This is a genomic window from uncultured Aquimarina sp. (genome assembly GCF_947492115.1).
Lineage (GTDB): Bacteria > Bacteroidota > Bacteroidia > Flavobacteriales > Flavobacteriaceae > Aquimarina.
In genome coordinates this window covers 1,017,520-1,039,062 of record NZ_CANLMM010000001.1, presented here as the reverse complement: position 1 = coordinate 1,039,062, position 21,543 = coordinate 1,017,520, and the positions used below count along the sequence as shown (strand labels likewise).

General features: G+C 32.8%; 14 protein-coding genes. 5 read left to right on the top strand and 9 right to left on the bottom strand.

Translation table 11 applies throughout. The features are described from left to right. Nucleotides 1-15 precede the first annotated feature (15 nt). The 5 genes from Q1A73_RS04645 to Q1A73_RS04625 form a co-directional block, all read right to left on the bottom strand. On the bottom strand, nt 16-1,137 hold the full coding sequence (locus Q1A73_RS04645; RefSeq protein ID WP_299602221.1) for a GTP cyclohydrolase: 1,122 nt from the start codon (nt 1,135-1,137) through the stop codon (nt 16-18). A 210-nt stretch (nt 1,138-1,347) separates the two neighbouring features. Further along, on the bottom strand, nt 1,348-2,658 hold the full coding sequence (locus Q1A73_RS04640) for a RagB/SusD family nutrient uptake outer membrane protein (protein WP_299602218.1): 1,311 nt from the start codon (nt 2,656-2,658) through the stop codon (nt 1,348-1,350). 10 nt (nt 2,659-2,668) lie between these two features. Continuing rightward, nucleotides 2,669-5,836, bottom strand: coding sequence for a TonB-dependent receptor (locus Q1A73_RS04635; protein WP_299602217.1), 3,168 nt, complete (start codon nt 5,834-5,836; stop codon nt 2,669-2,671). A gap of 277 nt (nt 5,837-6,113) precedes the next feature. After that, complete coding sequence (locus tag Q1A73_RS04630; protein ID WP_299602215.1) at nt 6,114-6,815, bottom strand: FadR/GntR family transcriptional regulator; 702 nt, start codon at nt 6,813-6,815, stop codon at nt 6,114-6,116. Nucleotides 6,816-7,068: 253 nt separating this feature from the next. Next, entirely contained in the window at nt 7,069-8,772 is a 1,704-nt protein-coding gene (locus tag Q1A73_RS04625; RefSeq protein ID WP_299602212.1) for a transporter, read from the bottom strand. A gap of 61 nt (nt 8,773-8,833) precedes the next feature. On the opposite strand from Q1A73_RS04625, the gene Q1A73_RS04620 reads away from it, so the two are divergent. From Q1A73_RS04620 to Q1A73_RS04605, 4 genes are read left to right on the top strand one after another with little or no spacing between them, the layout of a single operon-like run. Continuing rightward, nucleotides 8,834-9,103, top strand: a complete 270-nt coding sequence (locus Q1A73_RS04620) for a DUF4834 family protein (RefSeq protein ID WP_299602210.1) — start codon at nt 8,834-8,836, stop codon at nt 9,101-9,103. Between the two features lie 31 nt (nt 9,104-9,134). Beyond that, nucleotides 9,135-11,564, top strand: a complete 2,430-nt coding sequence (locus tag Q1A73_RS04615) for a YfhO family protein (protein WP_299602209.1) — start codon at nt 9,135-9,137, stop codon at nt 11,562-11,564. Nucleotides 11,565-11,579: 15 nt separating this feature from the next. Beyond that, entirely contained in the window at nt 11,580-12,875 is a 1,296-nt protein-coding gene (locus Q1A73_RS04610; RefSeq protein ID WP_299602207.1) for a glycosyltransferase family 4 protein, read from the top strand. A 9-nt stretch (nt 12,876-12,884) separates the two neighbouring features. After that, on the top strand, nt 12,885-14,342 hold the full coding sequence (locus tag Q1A73_RS04605; protein WP_299602205.1) for a polysaccharide biosynthesis C-terminal domain-containing protein: 1,458 nt from the start codon (nt 12,885-12,887) through the stop codon (nt 14,340-14,342). A 56-nt stretch (nt 14,343-14,398) separates the two neighbouring features. On the opposite strand, the gene Q1A73_RS04600 is transcribed toward Q1A73_RS04605, so the two are convergent. Further along, on the bottom strand, nt 14,399-15,682 hold the full coding sequence (locus Q1A73_RS04600) for a hypothetical protein (RefSeq protein WP_299602204.1): 1,284 nt from the start codon (nt 15,680-15,682) through the stop codon (nt 14,399-14,401). Between the two features lie 331 nt (nt 15,683-16,013). After that, the gene (locus tag Q1A73_RS04595; RefSeq protein WP_299602202.1) at nt 16,014-16,670 is read right to left on the bottom strand and encodes a hypothetical protein; all 657 of its coding nucleotides are present in this window, start codon (nt 16,668-16,670) and stop codon (nt 16,014-16,016) included. Nucleotides 16,671-17,026: 356 nt separating this feature from the next. On the opposite strand from Q1A73_RS04595, the gene Q1A73_RS04590 reads away from it, so the two are divergent. Beyond that, nucleotides 17,027-17,818 carry a hypothetical protein gene (locus Q1A73_RS04590; protein ID WP_299602200.1) on the top strand — a complete coding sequence of 264 codons (792 nt, stop codon included), beginning with the start codon at nt 17,027-17,029 and terminating at the stop codon, nt 17,816-17,818. Nucleotides 17,819-17,880: 62 nt separating this feature from the next. On the opposite strand, the gene Q1A73_RS04585 is transcribed toward Q1A73_RS04590, so the two are convergent. Together Q1A73_RS04585 and uvrA are read right to left on the bottom strand one after the other, a co-directional pair. Then, nucleotides 17,881-18,519, bottom strand: a complete 639-nt coding sequence (locus tag Q1A73_RS04585) for a peroxiredoxin-like family protein (RefSeq protein ID WP_299602198.1) — start codon at nt 18,517-18,519, stop codon at nt 17,881-17,883. Nucleotides 18,520-18,602: 83 nt separating this feature from the next. Then, entirely contained in the window at nt 18,603-21,383 is a 2,781-nt protein-coding gene (gene uvrA / locus Q1A73_RS04580) for an excinuclease ABC subunit UvrA (RefSeq protein WP_299602196.1), read from the bottom strand. Nucleotides 21,384-21,543 lie beyond the last annotated feature (160 nt).

Below are 21,543 nucleotides of genomic sequence, written 5' to 3'. Positions count from 1 at the left end.
ATAACTGAAGATTTGTTAAGAAAAATATTTTCTGTAAGTCCTTCTCATTTTATGCTGCTCATGTTCGTAGTCATTCCAAAGAGCCTGAATAGCCTTGTTTTCTTCTAATTCAGGATTGGTTTCTACCATTTCAATTCCGTTGCGAATAAAGGTTTCGTTCATTTCTTTAAATATCAAAGCGGTAACACCTTTGTTTTGATATTCTGGATCAACCCCTATTAAGTAAAATGCTGCAGTATCGTTTCTGCGTTGTGCTTTAAGAATATGTAAAAACTTTAAGGGATAAATTTTACCATTCATTTTCTTTAAAGCTTTGGAAAAAGAAGGCATTACAATAGAGAAAGCGATGAGTTTTCCAGTGTTATCCGCGATACAGGTAATATATTCTGGATTTAAGTAGGGTAGATACTTTTTCTTGTACATTTCTACCTGATATTGTTGTATAGGCACAAAGGTCTGCAAACTGCTATATGTTTTATTAAGTAGATCAAACATATCATCTGCATATTTTAATAGCTCTTTACTCTTCCTGAACTTTAGTAGTTGAAGTTGATAACGCTCCTTAATTATTTTCGCAAACTTAATAACCTTTTCTTTAGTCTCTTTTGGAACTTTAATTTTATATTCAACCCAAGTTGCAGCATCTTCAAAACCAAGTTGTTCCATATGTTCTTTATAATATGGATAATTATACCAAGTGATCATGGTATTAAGCTCTTCGTACCCCTTAATAAGGATACCTGCTTTATCCATATTAGAAAAACCTACTGGGCCTTCCATATATTCTAAAGAATGTTGTTTTCCAAATTCAGTAACTTTTTCTAAAAGCGCTTTTGTAACTTCGATATCGTCAATTACATCAAACCAACCAAAACGTACTTTTGCTTTTTTTTGTTCCTTTACCTCAATCCAATTGATAATAGCTGCTATTCTACCTACAATTTTATTGTCGCGATATGCTAAAAAGTATTTTGCTATTGCATTTTTAAAAACAGGATTCTTTTTTGGGTTCATTACATCCAATTCTTCCTTAATAATCGAAGGAACGTAATAAGGAGAGTCTTTATATAATTCAAAGGGAAACTTAACAAATGTGGTCAAATCTGCTTTGGAGGTAATTTCTTTTATGGTAATCATACAACTTCGCTAGTTCATAGCAAATATATAACGCTTTTGTCAAACATCTTAACGTATTTGTATCATTTTAATAAATTACAGAATAAGTTTATTGTATTTAGAAACTTAGATGTTTTCAAAAAAAACTCCATTAATCAAATTAATGATTAATGGAGTATAGGATACTGAACAAACAATAATTTCACCTATTGTTTTTTAACACACACAACTTTAGTATCCAGGATTTTGAGTAATGATACCATTACTAGCAAGTATTTCGGAATCGGGAATTGGGAACACATAATAGTTAGGATTAACAGTTTCTCCCATTTCCACATCCACGGTACCTGTTCTAACAAGATCAAACCATCGTTGTCCTTCAAAGGCTAATTCTAATCTTCTTTCATCTGCAATAGCTTGTCTAACTTCTATTTGTGTATTTGCGGTACCGCTTAAACTGGCTAAACCAGCTCTAGTTCTAATATCATCTAGTAGACTTAAAATAGTTGCTGATTGAGATCCATCTCCATTATTATTTTCATTAAGTGCTTCTGCATACAATAAAATGACATCTGCTAATCTCAATTCGATCCAATCTTGATCTGGATTTTCAGATAAATACTTTATTCCTCTAACGGCATCTTCATCCACCGTGAGAGCTTTTCTATTAACATCTCCTGCCGCATCAAATGCAGCTACTAAATCTAAGTCCAATGGTTCAAAAGATTTTGAATCATTACCAATATACCAACCTGTAAACTCTGTAAAACCATATTCATCTGGAATTGAGCTTGATACTTGAGTCGCAAAAAGAATCTCAGAGTTTAAATCATTGGCATCTCCAAAAATATCAGCAAAGTTAGCCTGTAAACTTACGCCTGCATCTGCTGCACCATTTACCACAGCTGCGAGATATGATTCTGCACTAGTAAAGTCGCCTATTTGCATGTAAACTTTACCTAATAAACCTTGAGCAGCTATTTGTGTAGCTCTACCGTTTGATAAGCCAGAATTATTCAGAACTGATATGGCATCTTGTAAGTCTGGGATAATAATATTATTGTAAATGTCCGCAGCCGGTTGTCTTGTTAAATCTAAGCTAAGATCTCCAGAACTTAGATTTACAGTAACATCTCCAAAAACACGCACTAGCTTAAAATATGATAAAGCTCTTAAAAACTTTGCTTCACCAACATCTGTCGTATTTGCTGAATTTTCAATAACATTGTTTGCACTTAAAATTGATCTATATAAAGCAATATAAAACGGTTCAAAGAACTGATCTTCCATAACTATGAGATCACTATTGAATCTATCAAAAGACGGGTAAGGCTCTTCTATCATTAATGCATTATCAGCTCTAAAATCTCCCATTACTGCCATAGGAGTTACCGAACCTAATTGATAGAAGTATGCTGCATTAAGAACACCTTCAAAATCAGTTAATGAATCTGAATTTGCGATATTTGATGGCACCTGGTCTAAATCTTCACAGGCAGCGATGAATAACGCCATTGCCAATAATAAAATGATTTTTTTCATTTTTTCTTTTTTAAAAATTAACATTTAAACCAAACGTAAAACTTCGTACAATAGGGCTTGCACCAACTTGAACACCATATGTCGTCGGACCTGCGTAACCGCTATTTCCAGTTTCAATACCTTCTGGATTATATGAAGTGTAATCATCTCCCCAGATGTATAATAGGTTAGTAGAGGCTGCATAAATTCTAAGAGAATTCAAACCTATTTTGTTTATTAATTCTCTATTTAAAGTATAACCTATAGTTAAATTTCTTAATGCTATATACGAAGCATCCTGAATACCGTGATCGGTTTGTCTTCTGTTACCTATATAGTGCTCTCCATTATGATCTGCAATACCATCGTCATTTGCATCAAAAGTATCTACCAATCGACCAGACCATTGTGATTCATAGTAAAGAGGGTCAATATTATATACTTCTGCTCCGTGGGATCCCTGCCATTGCATAGAGAAATCAAAAGCCTTGTAGCTCATAGAGGAATTTAATCCCCAATAAAAATCGGGTGTGGCTTGACCTATTTTTACATAATCATCGCTATCGATAACACCATCTCCATTTTGATCAACTACATAGGATTCTCCCGAAGTATTATTAGGATGTCTTGTAGGATCTTCTAAAAACCTCATTTCTACTTCACCAATAGTTTCTAAGCCCCACATTTCACCAATTTCTCCACCTACATAATTTCTAAATATAGGACCTCTACCACTTTGACCATATTGAATTTGAGGAAGTTCATCTACATTGTCTAGATCAGTAATTTCTGTATTCACTGTAGCTAGGTTTGCATTAATATCCCATGTAAAATTTTCATTTTGAATAAGACTAGCGGAAAGTTCAAACTCAAGTCCAGAACTCGTCATATCACCATTGTTTACTATTATAGAAGGTTGACCAACAGTAGTATAGGATACGGTGCTTCCTATTAACATATCTTCGATGTCAGAATTATAATAGTCTACGCTTAGTCTAAAACGATTATTAACAAACCCTAAATCAATACCATAATTTGTTTCTGTATTCGTTTGCCAGGTTAAATCAGGGTTATTTACATTACCAGAAATTCCAAATCCAGTACCGAAAACTGTAGGAATAGGATTTAAAAGGCTTTGTGCATCAAAATCATTTAAGAATGAACTGGTTCCTAAAGAACCTGTACTAAATCTTAGTTTTAGAAGACTTAAAGCATTTGATTTCCAAAAGTTCTCGTTATGAACATTCCAACCTAAGGACATAGCAGGAAAAACTCCATACTGTTTGTTCGCTCCAAAACGAGAATCTCCATCTCTTCTAAGTGAAGCTGATACTAAATAACGATTATCATATGCATATTGTATTCTACCAAAAACACTTTTTCTTGATCTCGTGATTTCAGTTTCCGTTGTAGTAATATCTTCTGGATTTAACAGATTGTAGTTGATAATATCGCTATTGGGAACATTAGTACCTACAAGAGAAGTACCGTTAATGTAGTTATTTAAAAATTCATAACCGATCACTGCATCAATATCATGTTTGCCTATAAGTTTATTATAGTTTAATGTGGTGGTGCTTAAAATAGATGAAGCATTTCTAGTACTCTCGTCTAAATCCGTTTGATCGGTACGTGCTCTTGAATCTGCTCCTAAACCTTGATAATAGTAGTTTTGAGTATTATTAAAATCTCCACCTAAGGCGGTCTTTAAAAATAAACCATCCATGATTTCATACTGTATATAGGATGAAAGATTTGCGAAATAAACTTTTTGCCAAGCATCCGCATTATCTAATTTTTGGGCAGGCCCAGCATCTCCTGAACCCCCAATTCCGTTATTATCTCTACCGTAATGCCAATCATCAACTCTATCTCCTGGTTGTAATTCATAGATACTTGTTGGGCCAATACCACCTCTATAACCATTATCAAAAGGTGATAACCCTAACCCTTGTGCTTCCGCATCTAATGCTTGCACGAATGCAATAGATTCTGCTGTATGATAAACAGGGTGAACACCATAAGCTCTCAATAGATCTCTCATATCGTGTGCTAAGATGTCTCTTCTAGATGCAAAACCGTTAAAGCTTAATCCAGCTTTAAATTTATCACCAGATTGAGTGTCAATATTTAATCGTGCATTAAATCTTTCAAACCCTTGTGTTATTGCTACCCCTTCTGCATTTTGGTATCCTACAGATCCGAAAAACTTCGAGTTTTCGGAGCCACCTGACATACTAAAATCATGATTTGTAGTAACACCAGTTCTAAATAACCAGTCTTCTGGACTAATGGCACCAGGAGAATTTTCATATGCTCTTAATCGGTATTCTACAAAAGCTGGATCAACTTGTGATAAATCCCAATTACCAGCAGCAATTTCCTGTCTTGAAAATGCAGCCCATTCAGGTCCCGATTTTAAGATGTTTTTTCGGTATTTGTTGGAAATACTAATGAATGAATTATAACTAAATTGTGGTCTTCCTGATTTACCCTTTTTTGTTGTTACCAAAATAACTCCGTTAGCACCATTTGCTCCATATATAGCTGCTGAAGCCGCATCTTTTAATACTTCTAAGCTTTCAATGTCGCTAGGATTTACAGTAGCTAAATTTCCAGAAATTTGATAACCATCTACGATGATTAATGGTCCAGAATCACCGGAGAGAGAAGAAGCCGCACGTACCTGAATTTTTGGATTGGCACCTGGCTCAGGATTTTGATTTTGTATAAGTACACCGGATAATTTACCTGCTAAGGCTTCATCCACACGAGTTGCCTGTATGGCTGCAACATCGCTCCCTTTAACTTGAGCAATAGCACCTGTATTGTGTGATTTCTTTCTAGTTCCATATCCTACAACAACTATTTCTTCTAATGCTTCAGAATCTTCTTCCATTTTCACATTTAAAGTAGTTTGGTTAGATATTGTAATAGTTTGGGTGGTAAGTCCTATGTAGGTAAACTGAAGTACATCTCCTGAGGACACCTGTATTGCATATTTTCCATCAAAATCTGTAACTGTACCGTTAGAGGTTCCTTTAACCAGAACACTGACGCCTGGTATAGGCGTGTTTGTTTCTACAGATGTTACGATACCAGTTAACTCATAACTTTGTTGAGCATAGGAGTTAAAATGATACAATAACAATAGCGTAAACATTAAAAAGCTTTTAAATTTTACAAGTAATCGTTTCATTGTTTAGTTTATTTTAGAAATAAGCACATAGCCATTACTGGCTATTTTTAATTTGTGTGTATTGCTATTACTTAACTAAACATTAACAAGAGTAAAGGTTTAACTCTATATTATTTGTTACCTTTGTCAATGCGTATTTGTTTAAGTAATAAAGCGTATTATTCATTTTAACAGACTTCTCTCTCGAAACTTGAAGTGATAAATAGAATAATTTAAGAGGATAGGTTTCACCTGTCCTTTTTTCATTTAATGTTTTAATTTACATAGGCAAGGAGTATTAGGTTCTACAGTATTGGTATAAATCATTAAAATGTATTTTCAAGCTTTCTGTAGCTTGATCTGGATCATTATTTTTTATTGCATTTACGATATCTTGGTGTTCTTTAATTAGGGTAGAAAAGTTGGTTTTATCGCAAATTTTATTTGTTACGAAATTTGTTATTATTTCAGGAGTTATAACGAGCATTAATGAATTAATAACACTATTACAACTAGCTTCTGCTAATTTTAGATGAAATAGTAGATCTTCATCGATAGCATTCTCTCCATTAATAGATTTATTTATGTAAGCTTCATGAGCAACCTCTATTTGATAAAGTTGTTGCTCTGTTCTGCGAACGGCGGCTAGTTTAACAGCCTTTGTTTCTAAGATCAATCTGGTTTCTACTAATGATTTAAAATCCGGTGTTTGCAAGTGTAGAATATTGGCCATCATAGAATTCAATGCACCTACACCTATTTTGGAAACAAAAGTTCCACTCTTAGGATATTTTTTTACAAGTCCGTAAAACTCTAATTTTTGAATTGCTAGTCTTAATTGACTTCTACTCACTCCAAATTTTTCCGATAAGGTTCTTTCGGAAGGTAATTTGTCTCCTGGTTCGAGTTGACGGTTTATAATTAATTCTCTTATTTTAGAAATAACCGTTTCAATTTCATCTCTAGGAGATAATGATTCTGGTTTCAAGTTAGTTTTCATAGTTTATAATTGGTCAACCAAATTGGTTAACCAAATATAAGGTAATTATTTTAACCTGCGTATTTTTTATGTTAAAAAATGATGGAAATACTAATTTAGCGCATCCTTTTATTAGGAATTATCATTTTATTGCGTAAATGTTTTTATCGTTACTTACGGAAATTATGGAATTAAAAAAGGCTGAGTACAATAGCACTCAGCCTTTTTCATATGGTATACAAACTCGGATGTTATTTCCGGAATATATTAATGATTAATTATCATTATTATCATTTTCCTCTTTTTCTTTTTCTTCTTTTTTTCTCTTCTTTTCTTCAGCTTTTTTACGCTTTTCTTCTTCCTTTTTTCTTTTCTTTTCTTCTTTCTTTCTTCTTTTTTCTTCAGCTTTTTTACGCTTCTCTTCTTCCTTTTTAGCTTTTTCCTGCTCTTTCTGTAACTTCTCGTAAGCAGCATCTATATCTTCTTCGTCCTCTGCGTCTTTCTTGTCATCAGTTTTATCTTCTTTGGCATCAGGTTTCGTGTCAGAACCGAGCTCTTTTTCCATCTCTTCCAACTTCTTGAGTTCTTCATCTATCTGCTTCAGTTCATCATCCACACCTTCGTCTTGCTCCATTTTATCCAATTCGGCATCGATGTCTTCGATCATTTTTTGCTTTTCTTTTTCTGCCTTTAATTTTGCTTTTTCAGCTTGTTTTGCAGCTTTAGCTTCACGTTTTAGACGTCTTCTTTCTTCTTTCTTAAATTTCTTTTCGTCTTTTTTATCCTGCTTCTCTTTTTCAATTCGTTCGCGTTCTAAACGTTGTGCTGTTCTTCTTTCATCTAGGTCTTTCTCCATTGCATCTCGATGACTACCATCTTCAAAATCATTAATGAATGGAGTTTGCTCTTGTTTTAAACTATCGTTTTCAATTTCTTCGATTTCTTCATCTAACTCCAGGCCATCTTTATCTTTATCATCTTCCTCTTCCTCGTTTTCATCCTTTTTGATCCCGCTTTCGAATCCTGGCTTTTCAATAATCTCATCTTTACGATGCCAATCAAACCTATAGGAAGCACCAAGACTTACTCTAAATATCGATGGAGTATCTTTAAAATTGGTGGCAATGTTGGCATCTATTTGCAGATCCTGGTTCCATAAATAGGCTCCACCAAGTCTTATAATATTATCGCTATAGAAATCACTCTTTTGTCCTTGGTATTCACCAAATATGGCCCATTTATCATTTAGAGTATGAGTACTTGTGATAATCCAACCATAAGCGGGATTATCCGTAGTGATTTTATCTACAATAAGATTTGTAACTAATACCCAACTACCAGCATTGCTCGTCCACCAGTTGTTTTGAGTCATTATAACAATTTTTGGACTTATGGTTGCATCCGTTGGAAAAGTAAAAGCGTTATCTGTATTTACATAATTCATACCTACGTATGCAGAAACCGCTGGGATTAAACTTTTCCACTTAAATCGATAACGTTCTTTCCAACTTTTTAACTCATCATAATTGATAGAGTCATTTTCTTTAGGTTTTTTATAAGGATCATAAATAAGGTATTTAACTCCTATAGTATTGGATTCAAAGTCAGTTTTTCTGATTTTTTGTTCGTTGGCACCAATAGTTTGCCTGATCCCGTCACTTCTAAAACTACCATCTAAGCTAATTTCTAATTGCTCGATAAGTAACCCGTATCTTATGTTATAATCAAAGTTGAATGTACTTGATTTTGTATCAAATATTTTATGTCTTTCTCTTCCGAAACCTAACCCACCTTCGAGTTGTAATACATTATTACCAACAGAAAAGGCACCTTGAGAAACTCCAGGTCTGTTTGTATTAATCTTTTCAGTGTATTGAGCAGTTGAAGTTAGACCAAGTAGCAATAGGCTAACTACCAGCAGCATCGATTTAGGGCTCATATTCCATAGATTTGGTTCAAATATAGCAGATTTTATCATTTTTTTAGGATTGACTGCCTGTAATTGTATAGAGAGTTCCCTATTTTTGAAAAAAAATAATATGCAAGAGGCTTCTTTCTTAGGGGTATTAAAGGTAATTCTCATTCTGTTATTGATATATTACGGATTAAAGATACTAACGCGATTATTTGGTCCTCTATTGCTTAGATATGTAACAAAGAAAGCTGGAGAAAGATTTCAACAACAGTTTCAGCAATATAATCAGTCTCAGTCTTCTGGAGATAATGATGTAACCATTGATAAAAAGCCAAAACAAAAATCTACTAATAAAGATGTGGGAGAGTACATCGATTTTGAGGAAATTGATTAATTTGGCGGCTCATACATAAATTGTCATTCGCATGATGCCTTATCTAAAAAGAATTTTACCTCATATCTTCGTGATTTTAGGTTTTATTATCGTTTCATTAGTTTTTTTCAATCCTGTTCTTAGCGGAAAAATGATATATCAAAATGATATAAAATTATATGAAGGTACGGCTAGGCAACAAAATGAATTTCGGAAAAATACCGGAGAGGAAACTTTTTGGAATAATGCAGCCTTTGGAGGGATGCCCACATATGCTTTAGGAGCAAAGTTTCCTCATGATTATATGGATAAGTTGGATCGATTGATTCGGTTTTTACCAAGACCTGCAGATTATCTCTTTCTGTATTTAGCCTGTTTCTATGTTTTGTTACTGGTGATGCGAATTCCTTGGAAAATGGCAATTGTTGGAGCTTTGGCCTTTGGGCTGTCCTCTTATTTGATTATTATAATAGGAGTGGGGCATAATGCAAAAGCACATGCTATAGCTTATTTTCCATTAGTTATTGCTGGTATACTTTTAGTATTTCAAAAACGGTATGTCTGGGGATTTCTGCTTACCGCAGTGGCGATGGGATTGGAAATACAGGCTAATCACTATCAAATGACTTATTATTTAGGTTTATTAGTAGTTGTCTTGGGAATAAGTTATTTAATAGATGCTTTCAAAAAGAAAGAATTACCACATTTCTTTAAGTCTTCAGCAATATTGATCGTTGCTGCTTTTTTAGGTTTGGCGACTAACGCTACTACGTTATTATCTACAGCGGAATACGCAAAAACAAGTATACGAGGTAAAAATTTGTTAGCTGATGCCACAACGAAGAGTTCTGAAAAGAATGGACTGGATTATGAATACATAACGGCGTATAGTTATGGAAAGTTAGAGTCTTTAAACCTTTTCGTTCCTAAATTAATGGGACTAGGTAGAGCTTCTGATTTGGGGAAAGAATCAGCTTTCTATCAAAAGCTATTGCAGTTAGGCGAGTCTCCTGAAACCGCAGATTATTATGCTAATATTACTGGCTTATATTGGGGAGCTCAACCTTTTGTAGAAGCACCTCCTTATCTTGGGATTACAGTTGTTTTTCTTGCATTATTGGGATTACTTTTAGTAAAAGGTAGATTGCGCTGGTGGTTACTTGGCGGAATGATTGTGTCATTAACTTTAAGTTGGGGTAAGAATCTAGATTTTCTTACACGCTTTTTTGTTGATTATGTTCCCTTATACAATAAATTTAGAGCGGTTTCCAGTATTCAGGTACTACTAGAATTTGTAGTGCCAATTGCAGCAGTATTTGGACTCTACCAGCTTTTTAATGAAAAAACAGAGTTTAAAGAAAGACAAAAGAAATTTTTAATTTCTTTAGGAGTGTTTGGAGGATTATGTTTGATATTCTGGTTGTTTGGTGGAAGCTTATTCAGTTTTAAATCTCCAAATGATGTACAGGTGGCTATTAAACAACCTGCTATATTCGATGCCATCAAAGAAGATCGTATTACGATTATGAAAAGTGATAGTCTTCGATCTTTATTATTTATTCTTCTAATAGCTGGATTACTTTGGTTTACCTTAAAGAAAAAGATTTCTGAAAATCTAATGCTGGTTGGAGTTGGTATTTTAGTGATTCTGGATTTAGGAGGTGTAGATCGACGCAGTGTAGATAGTGATTCCTTTATTTCTAAAAGAGAATATAAACAATATTTTCAGCCAACAGCTACTGATAAACAGATTCTTAAAGACAACTCTTATTATCGTGTATTAGATCAGGCAAGAGGGTTTAGAAATTCTCATACCAATAACTTCTTCAATTCTATAAATGGATATTCTGCCGTAAGACCTAGGAAGATTGATGATATTTATAATCAACACATTTTACAAGGAAATCTAGAGGTTGTGAATATGTTGAATGTTAAGTATGTAATACAGCAAAATGAAGATAGAAAATTAACCGTACAAGAAAACCCATCCATAAATGGACCTGCATGGTTTGTTTCTGAATTAAAATTTGTAGATGGTTATAAGTCTGAATTTGATGCTTTAAACGATATAGATACCAAAAACACGGCTGTTATTAGAAATGAGTTTAAAGATGAGTTAGAAAGTTACAAACCAGTAAAAGATAGCGTTTCTACCATATCAATTTCGAAAACAGATCCAAATCATTTAGCGTATAATATGTATACGAATAAACCTGGATTTGTTGTTTTTTCGGAAACCTATTATAAAGACGGATGGAATGCTTATATCGATGAAGCTCCTGAGACTGTTTATCCTGTAAATTATATGCTTAGGGGTATAAAAGTTCCTGCAGGTAAGCATACTATTGAGTTTAAATTTGAACCACAAGTAGTAAAAACAGGAAGTTCTATTACTTTGGCAAGTTCTATTATCTTTGGGTTATTGTTTTTAGGAGCTTTGTTTTTTGAGTATAAAAAGAGGAAAACAGATGTTTCTGAATAGCACTCTTACAAGGTTTTGAAAGTATTATTAATAACATATTACTGGCCTCCTGCGGGAGGTCCTGGAGTACAAAGGTGGCTCAAGTTTGTTAAATACTTCAAGGAATTCGGAATTGAGCCAACTGTATATATTCCCGAAAATCCTACGTATCCTTTAATAGATGAATCCTTGATTTCAGAAATTCCTGCGGATGTTACTATTATTAAACAACCAATTTTTGAACCGTATCGTTTTGCAGAAATTTTTTCTAAAAAAGATTCTAAAACCATCAGTAAAGGAATCATTGCCGGAAAAGATAAACAATCTTTCATGCAGAAACTTATGTTGTTCATTAGAGGTAATTTTTTTATACCAGATGCGCGCAAATATTGGGTAAAACCTTCTGTGAAATTTTTAAATGATCTTATTTCTAAAGAGAATATAAATATTGTAGTTACTACTGGACCACCGCATAGTATTCATCTGATAGGGAAGGAGCTTAAGAAAAAACTGGATATTAAATGGGTAGCTGATTTTAGAGATCCTTGGACAACTATTGGTTATCATAAAAAACTGAAGCTTATAAGAAGTGCAAGAGATAAGCATATACAACTAGAGAAAGAGGTGTTGTCATCTGCAGATCACATAACTGTTACGAGTTATACAACTAAAGAAGAGTTTTCTAATATTACTAAACGACCTATCTCGGTAATTACGAATGGATATGATACTGAAGAGGTTGCTGATATTCGATTAGATACTACTTTTACAATTTCACATATTGGGTCTTTGTTATCAGGACGAAATCCAAAGAGATTGTGGCAAGCGATATATGACACTGCACAAGAGAATGAAGATTTTGCAAAACAATTAAAACTACGATTAGTAGGTGCAGTGAGCGAAGATGTTTTATCCTCTATTAAAGAAGCAGGTTTATCAGATTTTCTGGAAATTAAAGGATATGTTTCTCATAAAGAAGCTATAGAGATTCAGCGTAGTTCTCAGGTATTATTATTAATAGAGATTGACTCAGAAGAAACAAAATGTATTATACCTGGGAAACTATTTGAATATATGATCTCCGAAAGACCTATTATCGCTGTTGGCCCCAGAGATGCAGATATTTCTAAATTAATAGAAGAAACAGATTCCGGGAAATATTTTGATTACGATGCTTATGATGAAATGAAACGTTTACTTCTTGAATATTTTAGTAAGTTTAAAGAAGGAAAACTTGATTCTCAGGCGATTGGAATTGAAAAATATAGTAGACGATCTTTGACCAAAGAGATGTCTATGTTGCTAAAAAGTCTAGCCAACGGTAAGCTATAAAATTAAAGAATGGGAATAGTTGCTAATCAATCGATCAAAAATGTCATCATTACTTGTTTAGGTTTTGGGATTGGTGCTATTAATACCTTGTTTCTTTTTACAAAATTTTTGGAAGAGGAGTACTACGGACTGATTTCTTATTTGTTTTCTGCATCAAATATTATCTGGCCTTTAATGGCTTTTGGAGTGCATAATACTGTTGTAAAGTTTTATTCATCCTATTCCGATAAAAAGGAACAAAATAAGTTTATGACGATAATGCTTATTTTACCTATGTGCGTCGCTATTATCATTGGTGCCGTAGGTACTGTTTTTTATGAACATGTCCTAAGTTATTTTGAAGAAGATAACACTATTGTACAGCCTTATGTTTGGACCATTTATGTGCTCGCTATTGCTTTATCTTATTTCGAAATATTTTTTGCTTGGGCTAAAGTGAAACTTAAAAGTGTTTTTGGTAATATTTTAAAAGAATTGTTCGTAAGAACTTGTCTTATGGTATTACTATTTTTAGTCTATTTAGAAGTAATTACCGTAGTACAATTTATTTATGCGATTGTATTCGTATATATAGCTAGATTATGCATTATGGCTATTTATGTATATAGATTGCTAAATTTCTCATTTAGCTTTTCATTGCCTTCTAATTTCATAAACGTATTTAAGTATTCTTTATTGATTTTGTTGGCAGGATCTGTCGCTACTCTTTTAATTGATTTGGATAAGACAATGATAGAACGTTATCTACCTATCGAATATGTGGCTAAATATGGTATTTGTGCTTATATCGCAAGTGTAATCATTATTCCTTCCAGAGCGATGCATCAAATTACATATCCGTTAACGGCAAAACTCATTAATGAAAAGAATTTTGAACAACTTAGAATACTATATAAAAAAAGTTCTTTGAATCTTTTCGCAATCAGTGGTTTATTATTCGTGTTGATTATTTGTAATGTAAATCAACTTTTTGAGTTAATTCCGGATGAATACGAATTGTTTATCTGGGTGGTAATTCTTATCGGAATAGCTAAGTTATTTGATAATGTGCTAGGCAATAATAATTCGATCATATTTAATTCAGATTATTATCGTTTGATTCTATACATAGGAATTGCCATGGCAGTTATTGCTTTTGTTCTTAATTGGTTACTCATCCCTGAATATGGAGTAGTAGGGGCTGCTATAGCTACCAGTATGGCGGTATTTTGCTACAATACTGCAAAAGTTTTTTTAGTGAATATAAAGTTTAAAATGCAACCATTTTCTAAAAAGACTTTTCTAGTTGTAATCATGATTTTAGCTTTTGTATACGGTTTTTATTTTTGGGATTTTACTTTCCATCCAGTTGTGAATATAGGTTTTAAAAGTATACTTATAGGAGGTGTTTATGTAGGTGTTTTATATTTCTTACGAGTATCGGATGATATTAATGATATAATAAAGAAAATCCCTCGAGGTGCCTAAGCATACTACTCTGAGGGATTTTCTAACTAACCAACCAAAAAAATAAATTCTTTATATTAACTTCTACTTCTTGCTGTACGAGATCTAGAATTATTAGATCTTGTAGCTCTGTTCGTAGAATTACTTCTTCTAGTTTTTACTTGAGATCTTGTAGAACTTCCTTTACTAGTATATCGACTGTTATTAGAGCCTTTTGTTACATTCCCAGATCTATTATTTCCGTTAGACCTTGAAGTTCTGGCTTTTGAAGAACCTCTTCTAGAGTTATTATTGGTTACAGCACTTCTAGTTCTCTGAGATCTGTTATTAGATTGTACTCTATTTCTACTTTCGGTATTTCTAGGTGTGACATTTGTTCTAGTTCTATCTGATCTTCTTACCTGACTTCTTGTATCAATACTTCTAGTACTTCTATTAGTCACGGTGTTTCCACTTCTATTCGTTCTTACATTATCTCTGCTATTAGAGTTTCTTGTAATAGCGTTACTTCTTGTTGTACTTCTAGAAGAATTTCTATTTTCAGTAGTTCTGTTTCTATTCACTGTTCTTGATCTAGAACGATTTACTGTATTATAGTTACGATCATTTCTTTTATACATTTCCGTTCTTCTATCTCGAGTTCTATAGTCAAGACTTCTAGCTCTATTTACTCTATATCCTCTGTTGTATGACGCAACTCTTTGATTAGGTCTATAATATGTACGACTTCTATATGGTCTTGCATAATATCCATCAAAGTAGTTTCTTCTGAATACATTATACGAACATCTATAAGGAGTATAAAATCTTCTATAAGGTCTATTGAAAACGATACATCTGCTAACTACTGGTACCGTAAAATAAGCGTGAAAAGGATTGTATACATAATACCTGTTAAAATCATTAATGAATCCAGTACAGTTTACAAAATTACCATAGCTGTTATAGTTTACATATAATCCACCAACTCTAGATACTCTACCAAAACGGTTGTAGTTGATGAATACATCTCCAGCTTGACTAATTCTACCATAATAATCATAAAAGATCGGTACATTTTCTACCTGTACTACAGCTCCATAATCATCATACTGTACGTAGGCATCATAATTATATCCAGAATTAAAACTAATGTTTACTCCAGGACGGTTAATATTTACACTAACTCCGCCTCTTGGTCTGTTTACATAGAAATCAAATTGTCCGTCTGCGTATACCGAAAACTCAACTCCATTCTCATGAAAGATGAATGATTTTCCGTAATTGTAATAACGAGATACGGTTTCTGTATTTGTTTCCAATGCATTAGCACTAAAAGTTGCTAATAGTAAGCCTGTAAAAAGTAAAACAATATTTTTCATAATCTGTGATTTTATAAAGAGTGTAAAAATTTGTTTTTTGCACTCACTTATATAGTATCAAGCAGCGTGCCAAAAATTACTTTTCTCTATATATTATACATACGTTTATTCCATGAAACAGACTATTTTTGTATGATAAGTATTTGATAAACAGTGTTTTGGTTTTGACCCAGGTCTTTTTGGATACGATATGTTTCTATATTTTAAACCCTATATATATTAAAAATTTAAAAGTGATAGTGGACTTGATTAAAACTATGAGTACATAAAAGAAAGCCTGCTACCAAATTGATAACAGGCTTTCAAAAACTAACCAACTAACTAATTTATTCTAATCATCATCGTCATCCTCTCCTTTATGATGCTTTTTATTTCTTTTTCTGTTTTTAAAATAGAAATCATCTTCCTGATTCCAATCGTGATGATTGGATCTTCCCTGTATGTTATAATAAGGATCATGTGGTGCACTACATCCGTCTATTCCGCAATATCCACATCCCGTATAATGAACATTTCCTTCTATATGTCTAATTCTACCTCTTTTTCCGTAATAGATATGTAATCCACCTATTTTGGCAACTTTTCCTCTTCTATTATAACGGATAAGAACAGAACCTATTCTTCTTACCTGATCAAATCGATTATAACTTATTGTAGTAAGGCCAACTCGTTTCAATCTTCCGTAATAATCATATTTCACAGTAAAACGATTGTTGTGTCTACGATAGTTTCTGTTGTTACCTGGAGTATTATAGTTAGACGAATTCCAATCCCAGTTGTCATAATTTCTTCTTCTTGGAGTTCTAAAGTCAACTTCTCCATTAGGATACACAAAAAATCTAACACCATTTTCGACAAATACAATAGGTTTTGCATTACGATAGCGTTTTGTAACCCTATCTACTTGATCCGACTTATTTTGATCGGCCGCTTGTGCAGCTGTTCCAACTAGTAACATTACTGCAATAAAAAGTATTACTTTTTTCATAACTAAAATGTTTTTGGGTTTATACCTACTCATTAGCTTTTCGGTTTCCGCTATTTGTGTAAAGTATATCCAAACGGCGTGCCAAAAATTATTTTATGGAAGTAAAAGAGCTTCTTTTAGTATAGAAGAAATAGGATAAAAAAACAGTTTTTAACAGGGAAAAAATTTTATATAAGGAGTGTTATCCGTTTAAAATCAGTGAAATATAATTTTATCGATTAAATTGGTTCTACAGCGAAAAAACGATTTAAAAAAACAATGAGAATATTTTTTTTGGGTGGCTTAGATCTAATTTTATGGAGTTAAAAGAAAAGACTTTTAATACTAATTGGAGAAATAATATAATAATTGGGGCTATGAAAAATATAATACTACTTACATATTGTTTTTTAACTTTTGGACTATATGGACAGGAAAAAGAATATATTCTAAATGCGGACTACACTAAAAAGATTATAGTAGAATCAAAGAACGTTTCAACCGTCTTTGGTATTGAAGAAAAGATTTTAAAGCATAAAAAGAATGCATTTATTATTAAAGATACTTTACAACCAAACTCTTTATCAGGAGTATTTATGAAAATGGGTCGTTATTTTATGATGAATGATACGCACAGCCAATATTCTAAACACGAATTGGTTTCCGAATGGCGTATTAAAGAATTAGGAGTATCTGAAAGACATATAATTTTCAATGATTATAATACACTCATTGTCAATTTAGATGATATGAAGTTTTACTTTGTTACTGATGATTTTTTGGATAAATTAGATTATACTTCGCAAAAGAAAAAGCTGGATAGACAAGCATATATAGAGAATAATAGAAAGTATAGAATGTCTAAAACCACCAATATTTCTTATCCAACAAAAGAATTTAAGTATTTATTAAGTGAATGTGCTTTGTATACTGATAAATTAAAAGAGCATGCGATAAGAGCTAATAAAGGAAATATGACCAAAGCTCAAATAGGGGAGTGGAAAAAGGATATTGTAGCTGCAAAATTATTGGATTATAGGATTAGTGACTTTCTTGAAGCTTATAAAATGGCGTCTTTAAAAAATGATTCCAATTTTGTTAATCCAATTAATGAATATAAACTGTTTTCTAAGACGTTAACTGTTGCTTCTGAAGATTCTGGATTATAATCAAACATCCAAAATGTTTTGGATGTTTGATAAATAGGATCTCAATCAAAATTTAGAATAATCTACTTAAGACTATTATAAATATCTTCGGGATCTGATCTTTCTTTATAATCTTCTTTGATAAAATCATAAATGATCGTTCCATCTTGATCAATTACATAAGTTGCAGCTATTGGTAATTGTTGATCTTCATTACCATTGCTTTTTACCAAATCAATACCAAAACCTTTATACACTTCTGTAAGATCTTTAGGTAGTGTAAATACCAAGTTAAATTCATTAGCAACTTTATTATCGATATCGGAAAGTACTTCGAAGCTAAGATTGTTTTTTTCTGATGTGCTTAAGGAGTTATCAGGAGTTTCTGGGCTTATTGCTACAAGAGTAGCGCCAAGCTCTTCGAATTTATCTTGATATTGCTGTAGAGCTCTTAGTTCAAGATTACAATAAGGACACCAACCTCCGCGATAAAAAGACAATACTACTTTTTTGTTAAGTAATAACTCCTGTACAGAAATAGTTTTATTTGCTGCATTAGGTAATGAAATTTCTGGAATTTTATCTCCCGTTTTTAAAGCTCTTGTTATAAGCTGACTATCGCGAAGGTTATCAATTCCATTATTCATGATTTTCTGAATAGTTTCCGGGATTTTATTGGCGGATAGCGCTGCTTTTTCTTTTAATTGTTCTGTGAGTGACATTTTTTACATTTTATTATTCGGGAACTTAGCCGAAATAGAGCGCATGTCTTTACAGAATCAAATATTACAATTTTGTTAATTTTTTAAATTTTTTCAGCAAGATACTGCCCTGTATAAGATTTTTGGTTCGCACTTACTTCCTCAGGAGTTCCTTCTGCTATAATCATTCCGCCATTATTTCCACCTTCTAATCCTAAATCAATAACATAATCAGCACATTTTACTAAATCCAGATTGTGTTCTATAACAAGTATAGAATGACCTTTGTCAATAAGTTCGTTAAAGGATTTTAGTAATTTTTTGATATCATGAAAATGTAATCCTGTAGTAGGCTCATCGAAAATAAAAAGAGCTTTATCTTTCGTATTTCCTTTTACTAGGAAGGAAGCTAATTTGATACGCTGTGCTTCACCACCAGAAAGGGTAGAGGAGCTTTGTCCCAATTGTACATATCCAAGACCAACATCCTGTAAAGGTTGAAGCTTTCTAATTATTTTTGTTTGATTATGTTTTGCAAAGAAATCGAGTGCATTATCAATGGTCATTGTTAAAATGTCGTCGATATTTTTATCTTCATAAGTTACCTCCAGTACATCTTTTTTAAATCTTTTTCCACCACAAGTTTCACATTCTAAATGAACATCAGCCATGAATTGCATTTCGATAGTAACTTCACCTTCACCTTTACAAGTTTCACATCTTCCACCATCCACATTAAAAGAAAAATGCTTGGATTGGTAGTTTCTTATTTTTGATAATTTCTGACTAGCAAAAAGACTTCTTATGTCATCATAAGCCTTGATATAAGTTACAGGATTAGACCTAGAAGAACGACCAATTGGGTTTTGATCTACAAACTCTACATGTTTGATATTACTGTAATTTCCTTTAAGCTCTGTAAACTGACCTGCTTTTTCTCCATATCCTCCTAGTTTTTTTAATATAGAGGGATACACTATTTTTTTGATCAAAGTACTTTTTCCACTACCTGAAACTCCTGTAACTGCTGTAAATACTCCTAGCGGAATAGTAACATCAATATTTTTTAAATTGTTTTCTCTTGCACCTAGGATTTCTAAATAGTATTTAGAAGTTCTTCTGTTCTTCGGGACTTCAATTTGTAAATCTCCATTTAGGTATTTAGCGGTTAAGGAATCAGATTTTAGAATTTCTTCAAAAGTTCCTTCGGCTACCAAATTACCTCCATAGGTACCTGCTTCTGGACCAATATCAAGAATAACATCTGCAGCCTTCATAATATCTTCATCATGCTCAACTACAATAACGGTGTTCCCTAAATCACGAAGGGATTGTAATACTTTGATAAGTTTCTCAGTATCTTTAGGATGTAGACCAATACTCGGTTCGTCTAAGATATACATTGATCCAACCAAGCTACTACCAAGAGATGTAGCAAGATTAATACGTTGGGATTCTCCACCAGATAAGGTATTTGATTTACGATTAAGAGTTAGGTATTGAAGACCTACATTATGTAAAAACTCTAACCTGCTATTAATTTCTTTTAAAAGTCTTTTTCCAATTTGGAGTTCATATTTATTTAGTTCAAGATTTTTAAAGAAAGTTGCCAGTTCATCAAGTGGCATTTCTACAAGATCCGTAATAGCTAATCCACCAACTTTTACATAACTAGCTTCAGGTCTTAAACGCTTTCCTTTACAGCTGGTACATTTCGTTTTTCCACGATAACGAGAAAGCATTACTCTATTCTGAATTTTATAAGCCTTTGCTTCTAGCTCTTTGAAAAATCCATCGATACCTTCAAAATACTCGTTACCACTCCATAATAATTCTTTTTGTTCTTCTGATAACTCAAAATAAGGCTTATGTATAGGAAAATCGAATTTATAAGCACTATTGACAAGTTGATCTTTATACCAACTCATAGTATCGCCTTTCCAAGGAAAAACAGCTCCTTCATACACGCTCAAGGATGTATTTGGAATCACTAAATCCTCATCAATACCAATAACATCTCCGTAACCTTCACATTCAGGACAAGCTCCATATGGATTATTAAAGCTAAACAAATGCACATTAGGCTCTAGAAAGGTTATTCCATCCAACTCAAATTTATTACTAAACTGACGTGTTTTTTGATCTTTTAATGTTTCTATAAAACAAGTTCCTTTTCCTTCAAAAAAAGCTGAGCCTACGGCATCTGCTAGTCTGTTATAAAAGTCTTCTTCATCTCGCTTGATAATACGATCAATTACCAAATGAACAGTATCTTTTTTAGTAATGGTGGCATCTTCAATTCTAGATACCGTTTCATTAACTTTTACACGTGCATATCCTTGTTGTTGTAATACTTTTAGTTTTTCTTCAACGGTTCTGCCACTTTCTACATGTATTGGAGCTAACAACAATAGTTTTTCACCTTCTTCAAAGGTTTTTACATATTCGATAACATCTGTAACGGTATCTTTTTTTACCTGATTACCCGAAATAGGAGAGTAGGTTCTACCTATTCTAGCAAAAAGTAATTTTAGATAATCATATATCTCGGTAGTTGTTCCAACTGTGGATCTTGGATTTGTAGAATTTACTTTTTGCTCAATAGCAATGGCTGGAGCAATACCTTTTATGTAATCAACTTTTGGTTTATTAAGTCGACCTAAAAATTGTCTGGCATATGAAGATAAACTCTCTACGTACCTTCTCTGTCCTTCTGCATATAAGGTATCGAATGCAAGACTAGATTTTCCTGATCCTGATAATCCGGTAATTACCACTAATTTATTTCTGGGAATGGCCGCATCTAAGTTTTTGAGATTATGCAGTTTGGCTCCTTTAATTAATATATTTTGTTTGGGATCTAAGGTAGTAATGTCTTGAATCATAGTCTATATGCGGTGTGAGCGCAAAGATAATGATAACTTAAGAAGTATAATAGTGTACTTATACGGAAAGTTAAGTTAAAAAAATTAACACAAAATAGTTTGATTTTCAAGGATTGTTATTATATTAGCCCCTGTAAAAGTAACCAAATCTAAAAAATAA